We start from the raw sequence: 15,126 nt of genomic DNA, 5'->3' as shown, positions 1-15,126 counted from the left end.
CCTTTATATATTAGAAGTTGAGGTTCAAACCAATCTGGAAACTCATTGGACGTGGATATGGATTGCTGTCGATACCACTGGTTACCTCTGGGTCGATACCCTTATATTTTGTAATGATGAATGGGTTCTGTGCTGTGAAGTAGATACGTCCGCTGCAAGAATTCTTGATCAATGCAGGGAAGCTGTAACCCAATGTAATATTGGTACACTTCAAGTAAGAAGCATTACGTACAAAGTAATCACTCAAGTAGTTCTGGGCAACTGTCAAACCTGTGAAACCGAGCTTAACGGCCTCTGGAGTGGTGTTGCTGAATGAACTGTTAGAGTAAAGACCTGATGGAGAGATGGATGCTCTGTTTGCCAGGAAGTCATAATATACGTAGTTGCCCAAAGATGCACGGAATGCCATACTGAAGTCCCAATTCTTATAGAGGAACTTAGTGGTGAGACCCATGATTACATCTGCAGCTGGGTTCTTGTAATAGTAACGGTCAGCGTCGTTAATCTGACCATCGGCATTGCGATCTACGTACAGACCTTCGATAGGTTTGCCATTCTCATCATATACCTGCTGGTAAACGAAGAATGAGTTGACTGCTTCACCCACCTTGTTCTTCAAAATCTTGGTGTTGTTACCGCGAGAAATCTTGTCACCTGTCCATACCCAGTCCTGAGCACCGGCATCAAGAGAAGTAATCTCGTTGTGGTTCCAGCCTACATTATAGGTAATATCCCATGTAAAGTCCTTGGTTACGATAGGCTTTACGTCGAAAGCCAACTCAACACCATAGTTCTTGAGGGAACCTACGTTCTTCAACAGGTTATCACCGAAAGTTGTACCTGCAGGTACGTCAACGGTTGATAACAAATCGGTTGTCTTGCGATAGTAACCATCAATGTTGAAAGAGAAACGGTTGTTGAGAGCAGCGAAGTCGATACCTGCATTCCATGTTGTGGTCTTTTCCCAAGTCAACTTGTCGTTATACTTGTTAGGACGTACAGTCTGGTGATAGTCGTTACCGAAAGGATACTGAGCATAAGAGTTACCTACTACATAAAGTGGAGCATAGTAGAAGTCATCGATACCATTCTGCTGACCAGTCTTACCCCAACCTACACGGAATTTGAAATCATCAAGCCATTTTACATCTTTCAGGAAGCCCTCGTTGTTGATCTTCCAGGCAAAGGCTGCTGATGGGAAGTAGCCCCACTTATGACCTTTGGCGAAACGAGAAGAACCATCGGCACGGAATGTGGCGGTAATCAAGTAGCGGTCGAGAAGATTATAGTTCAAACGGCCGAAGTATGATACCAGAGAGTTGTGGTTAGCCCACTCCTGCTCGCTGCGCTTTGATGGGTTGTGCTGCCAATTGTAGTAACCTGTCTCCTCGTTGAGGACTGGGTTATTTGCCTTCAGATATTCATCTGTACCAAAGCCCTGGTTGTAGCCATGTCTGTGGTAGTGGCTCTGCTCGGCACCTGCCATAACATCGATGTCGTGAACACCAAACTTATGAGCATACTGTGCATAGGCATTACCAATCATATTGTATTTCCAATAGTGAGTCATACCAGCCCAACCGAAATAGTTGTTAGAGTATGAGTACTTGGAAATCTCATCGCTTTGCTGTGTAGAGGTGTACTGAGCACCCAAGCTTGCATGCAGATGCAAATCCTCGAAACCATGAATTTTGTAATCTACCTCGAAGTTGCCACTGTAGTCACGGGCGTGAGCCATAATCTCTTTCTGGTTAAGAAGAGCCACTGGGTTCTGGGCTGCATTAGAGTTGGTCGTATTCTTCCAGTTAGGGTCTTTTATAGCATCAGACTTGTTGATCAGGTTCTGATAGTAACCGCCTGTAACTGCATACTGGTCACCTTCCCCAAAAACAGGCTCTGTTGGATTCATAGACAAAGCTGCACCGATAGCACCGCCTGCATCTGCATAGCGGTCTTTCTCATACATGAACTTACCTGTGATGTTGAAGTTCAAGTGCTTGTCGAGCAATGATGGAGCCAAGTTGAGAGAAGCGTTGACACGATTCATCCAACTGGTCTTCACGATACCGTTTGAGTTGTTGAAACCAACACTGGCACGATATGGCATGTTCTTCAAGCCACCCTGTACGCTTACGTTATGGTTGGTAGATACTGCTGTGCGGAAAATCTCGTCCTGCCAGTTGGTATCTGCATTGCCTAATTTTGATGCATCAAGACCATTAACTGAGCTGACAAGTTCCTTGTACTGAGCTGCGTTCAATACGTCATATTTCTTCTGGATCGTAGAAATAGTTACATCGCCTGTGTAAGAAACAGAAGGCTTCTGACCATTGCGACCTTTCTTGGTGGTAATGATGATGACACCATTAGAAGCACGGCTACCATAGATAGCTGTGGCAGATGCATCCTTCAATACGGTGAAAGTCTCAATATCAGTAGGATTAATCATCGCAAGGATATTACTCATACCGGTAGCAGTCTGGTTATCGATAACCAAACCATCTACTACATAGAGTGGGTCATTGGATGCACTGAGAGAAGCACCACCACGGATACGAATCTGGGCACCTGCACCAGGAGTACCACCAGCAGTCTGTACATCTACACCTGCAATCTTACCTACCAACATATCTGATGCGTTGTTGGTGATACCCTTTGACATCTCATCTGGCTTGATAGCTGTAACAGAACCAGTCAAGTCGTTCTTCTTAGCACGACCATAACCGATGACAACGACTTCGTTCAAAGCCTTAGAGTCATCTGCCAAGGTAATCATCATGTTAGATGTGGCTTTGATAGTCTGTGGAGTCAATCCCAGATAGGTGAATGTAAGATCGGTACCTGGAGCTGCGTCAACAGAGAAGTTACCATCCATGTCGGTAATACCTACTGCCTTACCGTTCACTGTAATGGTAGCACCCATGACTGGCTCACCGGAAGCATCCTTCACGTGTCCCTTAATCGCATTAGTCTGCGCAAAGGAACTTGCTGTCAGAAGCAGACCACTTGCTAGGGTCAACGCTCTGAGAGGCAATTTAAATTTTACCTGCTTCATCATTTTGTCTGATTTTTAAGTTTATGTTTATATTTATTGTTTATTCTTTATGAATATTCTGCTTGTTTTGTGATGAATATCACGTTTTTAGTCTCTGGCCTTGTTTTATATATAAAAATAGGTCGAGGAATTGCGCTGTTTATTCTTTCTGGGTGCAAAATTAAGGTCTTTTTCAATACGATGTACTATTTTTTAGTTAATTCCGTTATTTCTTATGCGCAATCGTTTGCATACCTTTTGCTTGATTTAAATCAATGGAAATGATGCAACTTAACGGATATTTGTCTAATTTTGCAGCGTGAGGAAAGATATCATGAACGAAAATAATATTATAACAATGAAAGATATAGCTCGCGACCTGGGGGTAAGTATCGCCACGGTGAGCAGAGCTTTGAAGGACAGCCCTAGAATCAGTGCTGCCCAGAAGGAGCGTATACAGGCGTATGCGCGGGAACATAATTTCTATCCCAACGTCATCGGAGAGGCTTTGCGACATAGCAAGGTGCAGCCGATGAAGGTGATAGGAGTTATCATTCCGGAGTTGGTACATTATTATTTTATGTCCGTTCTTTCGGGTATTGAGGAGGAAGCGAGAGCCAGAGGATATCGTGTGATGGTGGCACAGAGCAAGGAAAGATATGACCGAGAGGTTGCCATCTGCGATGATTTCTATAAGAATAAGGTGTGCGGCATCATCGTTTCGCAGGCAAAGGACACCAAGCAGTATGCTCACTTCGAGAAGTTGATGAACAATGGCGTGCCGCTGGTCTTCTATGATAGAATATGTACGGGCGTCAACTGCTCCAGAGTGGTGGTGGATGACTACATGGGCGCCTTCACCGCCGTGACTTATCTCATTGATACGGGCTGTAAGAAGATTGCCTTCTATGGTTCGCCGATGAATATGGAGATTTCCAAGAACCGGTATAATGGTTATCATGATGCCCTCGTGAAGCATGGATTGACGGAAAATCCAAGTTGGGTGAAGGTTTGCGACAACCGTGCGCAGGCTGAGGCTATCACACCTGAAATCCTGGAGCAGGATGATGTTCCTGATGCTTTCTTTGCCATCAACGATGATACGGCAATCGGCATCCTCTATACCGCTAAGCGTATGGGATTCTGTGTGCCGGATGATATCAGCATCTGTGGCTTTACCAATGGTGACCGTGCCAAGGCTAGCGATCCGATGCTTACCACTGTGGAACAGAGAGGTGTGGCTGTAGGAGAGGAAGCGGCAAATATCCTTATCGGTCAGGTGGATGGCTCCATCCCGAAAGATGATGTAGAGAAAAGAGTAGTGAGAACCCGACTCGTGGTAAGAGGAACTACCAGATAACTTTGAACTTTGAGCTTTGAACATTGAACTTTATAAATAGCTCTAATAACCTAATGTCCTTTGTGAATTTCGATGTTCAAAATCAAAGTAAGAGTAATCATAAAGTTCAAAATTCAATGTTCAAAATTCAAAGTATAACAATATGACACAAAAACCTGATTTAAGTTTCTGGAAGCTCTGGAATTTGAGCTTCGGATTCTTCGGGGTACAGATTGCCTACGCCCTTCAGAGCGCCAATATCTCCCGAATCTTTGCAACGTTGGGTGCTGACCCACACAACTTGAGTTATTTCTGGATTCTCCCTCCATTGATGGGAATCCTGGTACAGCCTATAGTAGGAACACTGAGCGATAAGACCTGGTGCCGATTCGGTCGCCGCATCCCTTATCTCTTCGTGGGAGCCACGATTGCCGTCCTCGTGATGTGCCTGCTGCCGAATGCCGGTTCGCTGGGCTTGACCGTGAGTGGAGCGATGCTCTTCGGACTGATTGCCCTGATGTTCCTGGATACGAGCATCAATATGGCAATGCAGCCATTCAAGATGCTGGTGGGCGACATGGTGAACGAGAAGCAGAAGGCAAAGGCTTACTCTATCCAGAGTTTCCTCTGCAATGCCGGCTCTGTGGCTGGATATATCTTCCCATTCCTCTTTACCTTCCTGGGGATCAAGAATGTAGCTGAGCAGGGCGTAGTGCCGGATTCTGTTATCTGGTCGTTCTATGTGGGCGCTGCCATCCTCATTCTCTGCGTCATCTATACAACGATGAAGGTGAAAGAGTGGAATCCTAAGCAGTATGCTGCCTATAATGGTGTAGCTGGCGAGGTAGAAAAGGAAGAAGAGGGCAAGGCAGACTGGATTACCCTCTTGAAAAACGCACCTTCTACTTTCTGGAAGGTGGGACTGGTTCAGTTCTTCTGCTGGGCTAGTTTCCTATATCTCTGGAACTATTCTACCGGTGCCATCGCCGAGACGGTTTGGAATACTACCGATCCAAAATCGGCAGAGTTCCAGGAGGCAGGTAACTGGGTAGGTATTCTCTTCGCTGTTCAGGCAGTAGGTAGTGTGCTTTGGGCTGTGGTTCTTCCTCAGTTCAAGAATACCAAGATGGCATACGCAGTCAGCTTGATTATCGGTGGTGTGGGCTTTGCTCTCATTCCATTCCTTCACGACCAGTACTTGCAGTTTATCCCATTCCTGATGATTGGTGCCGGTTGGGCAGCCATGTTGGCAATGCCTTTCACCTTCGTTACCAATGCCTTGCAGGGCTATGGTCACATGGGTGCTTATCTGGGCTTGTTCAATGGAACCATCTGTATTCCTCAGATTGTAGCAGCCATCTGTGGTGGTGGCGTCTTGAGTCTGGTAGGTTCTCATCAGAGCGATATGATGATTGTGGCTGGTATTTTGCTTATCTGTGGAGCTTTATCGGTTAGTATCATCAAGGACCATCAGAAAAAGAATGCAAAAGAGTTAAAGAAATAGGTGTGAAACCGAAATCAATGCAAACGTTTGCATCGTTTTTTTGTTCTTTTGTGCAAATGAAAGTTGAATATAACGGATATTTTTCTTAATTTCGCACCGTAAATAATAACAAAATAACCTTTTTGAGTCTTATGATTATACATTTTCATATTTCGTATAAGACAATGTTCGGCGAGCAGATTGTCGTCAACATTCAGAAAGATAATGAGGAAGTGAAGTTTCCTTTGACCACGCTCGATGGTGAGCGCTGGTCGTATGATTGGTGTGTAGAACCTACTCAGCAGGCTTACACCTATTTTTATAGCGTAGTACGTGAGGGCGTTGTTCTGAAGACTGAATGGCTTCTGGTGAAGCATCGCCTGGATATGACAGCGAAGAAGGCTGCGGAATATACGCTCTACGATCACTGGAAGGTGATACCTCAGGATTCCTACTTGTATAGTAGTGCCTTTACTGATTGCATCAACCACCAGGCTCCTCAGGAGATGAAGCCATGTAACTATGCTAAGACAGTCCGTATTATTGTTCGTGCTCCTCAGTTGCGTGATGGTGAGAGACTCGGATTGTTGGGCGCTGGTCAGGTATTGGGTAACTGGAATCTTCAGAACGTGGTACCAATGACTCAGCATATCTATAATGAATGGGCAGTAGATTTGGATGCTACCCAGTTGCAGAGTTCTCATTTGGAACTGAAGTTTGTGGCTGTTGATAAGAAGAAGTCACAGGTTCTTTGGGAGACAGGAATGAACCGTACCATTGACTTGCCGGAGATGGAGGCAGGAGAAGTCGTAGTCTATGATTTAGACCAGGCATTCTTCGCCCTTTACAACCGCAAGCTTGCCGGAACGCAGGTGCCGGTATTCTCCTTGCGCAGCAAGAAGAGTGCCGGAGTGGGCGATTTCGGTGATCTCAAGACTATGATTGATCTCGTGGCATCTACCGGTCAGAAAGTTCTTCAACTTCTGCCAATCAATGATACTACCATCACCCATACCTGGACGGACAGTTATCCATATAGCTGCATCAGCGTCTTCGCCATCCATCCTATGTATGCCGATCTTCATGCACTTCCAGAGTTGAAGGATGCCAAGGCTCGTGCTGCGGCAGAGAAGAAACGTGAACAGCTGAACAGCTTGTCCCAGATAGATTATGAACAGGTAAATGATTTCAAGATCAATTACTTGCACCAGATATTCGAACAGGAAGGCAAAAAGATAATGTCGGGAGCCGATTTCAAGGCTTTCATTCTGGAAACACAACAGTGGCTCGTGCCTTACGCACAGTATTCTTACCTGCGCGACAAGAATGGTACTGCCGACTTCACTCAGTGGCCAGACCATAATGTCTGGGATGAGGCTGAGCGCAAGGATTTGACCAACCCTGAAACCGAGGCGTACAAGAACGTTGAGTTCTTCTACTTCGTGCAGTTCATTCTGAACAAGCAGATGCAGGAGGCACACGAGCATGCCAAGGCTAAGGGGGTCATCCTGAAGGGTGATATTCCTATCGGTGTGCATCGTCACAGTTGTGATGTCTGGATGGAGCCTAAGTACTTCAACATGAACGGTCAGGCAGGTGCTCCACCGGATGACTTCTCTGTGAACGGTCAGAACTGGGGATTCCCTACTTATAACTGGGATGAGATGTTGAAGGACGGTTGCCAGTGGTGGACCCGCAGATTCCAGAATATGTCTAAGTACTTTGATGCTTATCGCATCGACCACGTGCTCGGCTTCTTCCGTATCTGGGAAATTCCGGTAGATAGCGTACATGGTTTGCTCGGACAGTTTGCTCCATCCCTCGGCATGACCCGTGAGGAGATTCAGGGCTACGGCTTGAACTTCCAGGAGGATCGCTTTACCCGTCCGTTCATCACCGACTGGGTCTTGGACCGCATGTTCCATGAGCGTGCTGACGAGGTGAAGGAGAAATATCTCGACCGTCTCGACGATGAGCGTTATCAGATGAAGCCAGAGATAGATACCCAGCGCAAGGTAGAAGCTCTCTTCGCTGATGTAACAGATGAGAAGGAAATCTGGTTGCGTGACGGCTTGTATGCCTTGATAAGTGATGTTCTCTTCGTTCGTGACCGCAAGAATCCGGAACTCTTCCATCCACGTATCTCTGCGCAGCTCGATTTCATCTACGAGTCGCTCTATGATAGTGATAAGGTTGTGTTCAACCGTCTTTACAATGACTACTTCTACCGCCGCCACAACCAGTTCTGGTATGGCGAGGCTATGAAGAAACTTCCTAAGCTGGTTCAGGCTACCCGTATGCTGGTTTGTGCCGAAGACCTCGGTATGGTACCTGATTGCGTGCCATGGGTGATGGACGAGTTGAAGATATTGAGCCTGGAGCTCCAGAGCATGCCAAAGGATCCTACGGTTAAGTTCGGTCATCTGAGCCGCAACCCATACCGCTCTGTCTGCACCATCACCAGCCATGATATGCCAACCTTGCGTATGTGGTGGGACGAGAACATCTCCCGTACTCAGGAGTATTACAACACGATGCTCTATCGTGAGGGACCAGCTCCTCATCCGCTCCCAGGTTGGTTGGCAAGAGATATCATCGCCCGTCACCTGGCCTCTCCATCCATGCTCTGCATATTGAGTGTCCAGGACTGGCTTGCCATCGATGAGAGACTCCGTCTGCCGTCTGCCGATGCCGAGCGCATCAACATCCCTGCCAATCCAAAGCACTACTGGCGCTATCGCATGCACCTCAGTCTGGAGGAATTGGCTGCCAGCAAGGAGTTTATGGAGAGCATCACCGAGCTGATAGCTCAAGGTGGAAGAATCTAAGGTTTTGCGAAAGTAATAGCAAAAGTGAGTGCAAAAGCAATAGAGAATGCATGTGCGTGCAAACGTTTGCACCCTGATATACAGAAAAATACCCTCCCAATTTGCGGAGGGTATTTTTGTTTTTTGTATCTTTGCACTGTCTTAAGAATAAACTGAATATGATTAAGATGAACTAGCAAGGAAACAAAAAACAAGAATAAGCAATAACTGAACAATATGAAGAAACTGAATTTATTAGTGATGGGTCTCTTGCTCCCGATGTTGGCAGCAGCCCAGACCGTTAAGTCGCCTAACGGCAACGTCTCAGTAACTTTCTCTTTGACAGAAAAGGGACAGCCTACCTATGAGATGAGCTATAAGGGAAAGACTGTATGTAAGCCATCCCATCTCGGATTGGAGTTGGCGAAGGATAAGCATGCCTCTAAGGGTATGGAGGAAACCAGCCTGATGGATGGTTTTACAGAAACAGGCAGCAAGACATCGACCTTCGATGAAACCTGGAAGCCTGTATGGGGTGAGACCGCTACCATCCGTAATAACTACAACGAGATGGAGGTAAACCTGAACCAGGCTTCATCCAAGCGTAACATCACCATCCGCTTCCGTGTATATGATTATGGTATGGGTTTGCGCTATGAGTTCCCTCAGCAGGAAAGCCTGAACTATTTCGTCATTCAGGAGGAGCATACCCAGTTTGCCATGGCAGGCGATCATACCGCTTACTGGATTCCTGGCGATTACGATACTCAGGAGTATGAATATCAGATTACTCCATTGACCGGTATTCGTCCAATTATTGCGAAGAACCGCGAAGCTTACAAGAGCAATTCTTCTACCACCGTCTTCTCGGATACCGGTGTTCAGACCTCTCTCCAGATGAAGACAAAGGATGGTCTCTATATCAATATCCACGAGGCTGCCTGCCTGGATTATCCAACCATGCACCTCAACCTGGATGAAAAGACATTGACCTTTGAGTCTTGGCTGACTCCTGATGCCGTAGGCAGAAAGGGATTCATCCAGACTCCGTTCAATACACCTTGGCGTACCGTCCTCGTTAGTGATGATGCCCGTGATATGCTTTCATGCAAGTTGACATTGAACCTCAACGAGCCTTGCAAGATTGAGGATACTTCATGGATTCATCCAACCAAGTACTGCGGTGTATGGTGGAACATGATTGTAGGCACCAAGACCTGGAGCTATACCAACGACCTGCCATCTGTTCGTCTCGGTGTAACCGATTACAGCAAGTGCAAGCCTAACGGTACTCATGGTGCAACCAACCAGGAAGTAAAGCGCTATATCGACTTTGCAGCCAAGAACGGTTTGCAGGAGGTTCTGGTAGAAGGCTGGAACGAAGGTTGGGAAGACTGGTTCGGTCATCAGAAACTCGATGTCTTCGATTTCGTGACTCCATATCCTGATTTCGATATCAAGATGCTCAATGACTATGCTCATTCTAAGGGCGTGAAGCTGATGATGCACCACGAGACATCTTCTTCTGCACTCAATTATGAGCGCCATCTGGAGGATGCCTTCAACCTGATGAACAAATATGGTTATGATGCCGTGAAGACCGGTTATGTCGGCGATATCATCCCAAGAGGTGAGTATCACTACAGTCAGTTGATGAACAATCACTACCAGCGTGTCATCGAGACTGCAGCCAAGCATCATATCATGGTGAATGCTCATGAGGCAACCCGTCCTACTGGTATCTGCCGCACCTGGCCTAACCTGGTTGGTAACGAGAGTGCACGTGGTACAGAGTACGAAGCATTTGGCGGTTCTGTATCTTATCATACCGTGATGTTGCCATTCACCCGTCTGCAGGGTGGTCCGATGGATTACACTCCTGGTATCTTCGAGACCAAGCTTTCTGAGTGGAGCAACAATAAGAGTTATGTTCATACCACTCTCTGTGGTCAGCTTTCTCTCTATCTCGTGATGTACAGTCCGTTGCAGATGGCAGCCGATCTTCCAGAGCATTATGAGAAGTATGATGATGCTTTCCAGTTCATCCGTGATGTAGCTTGCGACTGGGATGACTCCAAGTACCTGGAGGCTGAGCCTGCTAAGTATATCACCGTAGCCCGCAAGGCAAAGGGAACCGACAACTGGTTTGTCGGTGGTAAGACTGATGCAGCCCGCACAGCCGTAGTAAAGCTCGACTTCCTGGATAAGGGCAAGAAGTATGCTTGCGCTATCTATCAAGACGGCAAGAATGCCGATTACGAGAAGAATCCTAAATCTTACCAGATCATCCACAAGACTGTGAAGAAGGGTGATGTCTTGAAGATTAAAGAAGCACGTGGTGGTGGTTTCGCCATCTCATTGCTCGCTAAATAAGTCTATAATTTCCGTATTTCCGTCCAACTTGTCGGCTTGGACGGAAATACGCTAAAAATGAGTGTAGATAATCTGGGACACTTATTCTAGTTTTATTCACTTTAATGTCCTGTATAATAGCAACTTAACAATATGAAAGTCCAAAAACTAATAATTGCAGCACTGACAGCATCGATATTACCAACTTCATTGAATGCCCAGCAGACATTTAATGAGATGATGTATTCCAAGGAGAAAACCATGTTTGTACTCAATGCCCCTACAGCCGGAAAGTCTTCTGTTACCATCCGTCTTTATAAGGACGGACAAAAGGGGAAGGCTTATAAGACGTTGAAAATGAAGAAGATGGGTGATGAGCGATGGGAGGCTACCGTGAAGGGCGACCTCAAGGGAAAGTTCTATACCTTTGATATCGGTAAGGGGGAAACTCCGGGTACATTTGCCAAAGCAGTAGGCGTGAACGGAAATCGTGGCGCCATCGTTGATTTGTACGATACCGATCCGTCTGGATGGGATAAGGATGTGCGTCCTGCCTTGAAATCACCAGCCGATCTCGTCATTTACGAGCTTCACGTACGTGATTTCTCCATTTCTCCTACATCTGATTTGAAGTATAAGGGCAAGTATCTTGCCCTCACAGAGCCTGGTGCCATCGAATATCTCAAGAACCTCGGCATCAATGCCATCCATTTCCAGCCGGTATTTGATTACGCATCAGTAGATGAGACCCAGCTCAATAAGCCACAGTTCAACTGGGGTTATGATCCAAAGAATTATAATGTGCCGGAAGGCAGTTACAGTACCGACCCATATTCTCCGGGAACCCGCATCAAGGAGTTCAAAGAGATGGTGATGGCGCTTCACAAGGCAGGCATCCGAGTGATTTTCGATGCCGTATACAACCATACTTTCGATATCAACGGCAGCAACTTCCAGCGTACTTATCCTGATTATTATTATCGCAAGACCAAGGATGGCAAGTACTCTGACGGTTCCGGCTGTGGAAACGAGACTGCTTCAGAAAAGGCTTTGATGCGCCAGTTTATGCTGGAGAGCGTGAAGTATTGGATAGATGAATATCATATCGACGGTTTCCGTTTTGACCTGATGGGTGTGCATGATATCGAGACCATGCAGGCTATCCGTGAGATGGTGAACCGTATTGATCCTAGCATCTATATCTATGGTGAGGGATGGAGCGCAGGCAGCTGTGCTTATCCTACGGAGAAACTTGCCATGAAGGCGAATACCCACCAGCTCAACGGTATCGGTGCCTTCAGCGATGATATGCGTGATGCCCTCCGTGGTCCTTTCTCTGATGACCATAAGGGTGCGCTCCTGGCTGGTCTTCCTGGACAGGAGGAGAGTCTGAAGTTCGGTATCGTGGGTGGCATCGCTCATCCGCAGGTGGATATGAACAAGGTGAACTATGACAAGAAGCCTTGGACCAACAACCCAACCGAGCAGATCAGTTATGTAAGCTGCCACGACGATATGTGTCTGGTAGATAGATTGAAGGCAAGTATCCCATCCCTGACAGATAAGAATATCCCGGAGGAGATGCGTATTGCCGAGTTGCTTCGCATCGACCAGCTTGCACAGACCTGCGTCTTCACTTCCCAGGGTGTACCTTTTATCCTTGCCGGCGAGGAGATGCTTCGCGACAAGAAGGGTGTGCACAACAGTTTCAATTCACCAGACAGCATCAACCAGTTTACCTGGACCAATCTGCAGAAGTATCCACAGGCATTCACCTTCTATAAGAATCTGATCCAGCTCCGCAAGAACCATCCAGCCTTCCGTCTTTCTACAGGCGATAAGGTACGTGAGCATCTGGAGTTTTTGTCTAATCAGGATGCCAACGGTAAGGAACAGAACTGCCTCGTAGGTTTCCAGCTCAAGAACCTGGAAGGTATTGATTCCTGGAAGCATATCGTAGTCATCTATAATTTCAACAAGCAGACTAAGAAGATGCAGATTCCTGAAGGCAACTATACCGTGGCTTGCTGCAACGGAGTCATCAACGAGGAAGGCCTGGGCTTTATCTCCAGCAAGGAAGTAGAGGTCGCCCCTCAGTCTGCCTTGATTCTTTATCAGAAATAGTCTATATATATAATAAGGTGTAAATTATGAAAAAGATAATAGCTTCATTATTGCTTATGGGTAGCGCAATAAGTATGAACGCAGCGGTCAACGTAAGCCGCATTGAACCAACCGACTGGTATGTGGGCATGAAGGATGCCTCGCTCCAGCTGATGGTGTATGGAAAGGATATCAAGAATGCCGATGTTACGGTGGATTATCCGGGTGTGAAGGTGGATAGCATCGCCCGCCTCGATTCTCCTAACTACCTGCTGGTGTATCTCAATCTCGATGGTGCCAAGGCAGGAGAGATGACGCTCAACTTCAAGCAGGGCAAGCAGTCGAAGAAGGTGAAGTATGTGTTGAAGAACCGTGAGATGGCGGGAGACAAGCGCATCGGCTTCTCTAACGAGGATGTGCTCTACATGCTGATGCCTGACCGTTTTGCCAATGGAAATCTGAAGAACGATGCATTCAAGAACATGCGTGACAAGACCTGCGACCGCACGGCACCTAGTCTTCGTCATGGTGGCGACCTGGAGGGAATCCGCCAGCACCTGGATTATTTCAGCCAGTTGGGCGTAACTGCCCTGTGGTTTACTCCGGTTTTGGAGAACGACAGTCCTAATGATGGCAAGAACAGTACCTATCATGGTTATGCCACCACCAACTACTATCGTGTGGATCCACGCTTCGGAACCAATGCAGAGTATAAGCAACTCATTGATGAGGCTCACAAGAAGGGTCTGAAGATTGTGATGGATATGATTTTCAACCACTGCGGTTTCGATCATCCTTGGGTAGCCGATATGCCAACAAAGGATTGGTTCAATACTCCGGAGTGGCTTGCTCCTGAAAACCAGACTCCAGAGCATCAGAAGAATATCGGAACCATGGATGGTGCTGCCAAGGTAAATGACAAGTATCTCCAGACCAATTATAAGCTGACTCCTGTACTCGACCCATACGCCAGCAAGGTTGATCTCACAGAAACCGTGGATGGATGGTTTGTTCCATCTATGCCGGATTTGAACCAGCGCAATCCGCACGTCATCAAATATCTCATTCAGAACAGCGAGTGGTGGATAGAGACTGTAGGTATCGACGGTATCCGCATGGATACCTATCCATACGCCGACCGTGATGCGATGGCACACTGGATGAAGGTGCTTGGCGAAGAGTATCCTCACTTCAATACCGTGGGTGAGACCTGGGTAACCGAACCAGCCTATACCGCTGCTTGGCAGAAAGACAGCAAGTTGTCAGAGAAGAACAGCTATCTGCCAACCGTTATGGATTTCGCCTTCTTCGACCGTATCAACAGTGCGAAGAACGAGGAGACCGATGACTGGTGGAACGGTATGAACCGTATCTACAATGTGTTCTGCTACGACTATCTCTATCCTAATCCAAAGAGCGTGATGGCATTCGTCGAGAACCACGATACCGACCGCTTCCTGGGTGAAGGCAAGGATACCCTGGCATTGAAGCAGGCCTTGGCACTTCTCTTGACCGTAAACCGCACCCCGCAGCTCTATTACGGAACTGAGGTGTTGATGAATGGTACCAAGAGCGTAACCGATGGCAATGTCCGCAAGGACTTCCCTGGCGGTTGGGCTGGTGACAAGCACAATGCCTTTACTGCCGAAGGAAGAACACAGGCAGAGAACCAGATGTTCAACTGGCTCAGCAATCTGTTGCATTGGCGTCAGGGAAATGAGGTCATTACCAAGGGCAAGCAAACCCAGTTCTGTCCTCAGAAGGGTGTGTATGTCATCGCCCGCCAGTACAACGGAAAGAGCGTGATGACCATCATCAATGGCAAGAAGGAAGCCAATGAACTGAATGTTTCCCGCTATGCAGAGATTATCGGCAATGCTGAGAAGGCTACGGATGTAACGAATGGCCGTACCGTTCTCATCAACAAGAACGTGAAGCTCCGTCCTCGCCAGAGTATGATACTTGAATTCTAGAAAAAACTCAAGAAAGTGCCTAACGGTGTGATTTT

Annotated in this window: 7 protein-coding genes; 6 read left to right on the top strand and 1 reads right to left on the bottom strand. The window is 47.0% G+C overall.

Translation table 11 applies throughout. The features are described from left to right. Nucleotides 1-10: 10 nt before the first annotated feature. Nucleotides 11-3,055: a SusC/RagA family TonB-linked outer membrane protein gene (locus ACQRBJ_RS11165; protein WP_445303657.1), complete on the bottom strand. Its 3,045-nt coding sequence runs from the start codon at nt 3,053-3,055 to the stop codon at nt 11-13. Between the two features lie 313 nt (nt 3,056-3,368). Here ACQRBJ_RS11165 and ACQRBJ_RS11160 point away from each other — a divergent pair, with 313 nt between their 5' ends. From ACQRBJ_RS11160 to ACQRBJ_RS11135, 6 genes are all read left to right on the top strand, one after another. Continuing rightward, on the top strand, nt 3,369-4,394 hold the full coding sequence (locus ACQRBJ_RS11160; protein WP_445303656.1) for a LacI family DNA-binding transcriptional regulator: 1,026 nt from the start codon (nt 3,369-3,371) through the stop codon (nt 4,392-4,394). A 142-nt stretch (nt 4,395-4,536) separates the two neighbouring features. Then, nucleotides 4,537-5,877, top strand: coding sequence for an MFS transporter (locus ACQRBJ_RS11155; RefSeq protein ID WP_445303655.1), 1,341 nt, complete (start codon nt 4,537-4,539; stop codon nt 5,875-5,877). A 131-nt stretch (nt 5,878-6,008) separates the two neighbouring features. Next, nucleotides 6,009-8,684: a 4-alpha-glucanotransferase gene (locus ACQRBJ_RS11150; RefSeq protein ID WP_445303654.1), complete on the top strand. Its 2,676-nt coding sequence runs from the start codon at nt 6,009-6,011 to the stop codon at nt 8,682-8,684. A gap of 216 nt (nt 8,685-8,900) precedes the next feature. Next, nucleotides 8,901-11,036, top strand: a complete 2,136-nt coding sequence (locus ACQRBJ_RS11145) for a glycoside hydrolase family 97 protein (protein WP_445303653.1) — start codon at nt 8,901-8,903, stop codon at nt 11,034-11,036. 132 nt (nt 11,037-11,168) lie between these two features. Further along, nucleotides 11,169-13,139: a type I pullulanase gene (gene pulA / locus ACQRBJ_RS11140; RefSeq protein WP_445303652.1), complete on the top strand. Its 1,971-nt coding sequence runs from the start codon at nt 11,169-11,171 to the stop codon at nt 13,137-13,139. A gap of 26 nt (nt 13,140-13,165) precedes the next feature. Next, complete coding sequence (locus ACQRBJ_RS11135) at nt 13,166-15,091, top strand: glycoside hydrolase family 13 protein (RefSeq protein WP_294968529.1); 1,926 nt, start codon at nt 13,166-13,168, stop codon at nt 15,089-15,091. Nucleotides 15,092-15,126 lie beyond the last annotated feature (35 nt).

This window comes from Prevotella sp. SGI.167, assembly GCF_050313615.1.
Lineage (GTDB): Bacteria > Bacteroidota > Bacteroidia > Bacteroidales > Bacteroidaceae > Prevotella.
The sequence above is the reverse complement of the archived record's forward strand: the minus strand, read 5'-3'. Positions and strand labels throughout refer to the sequence as shown.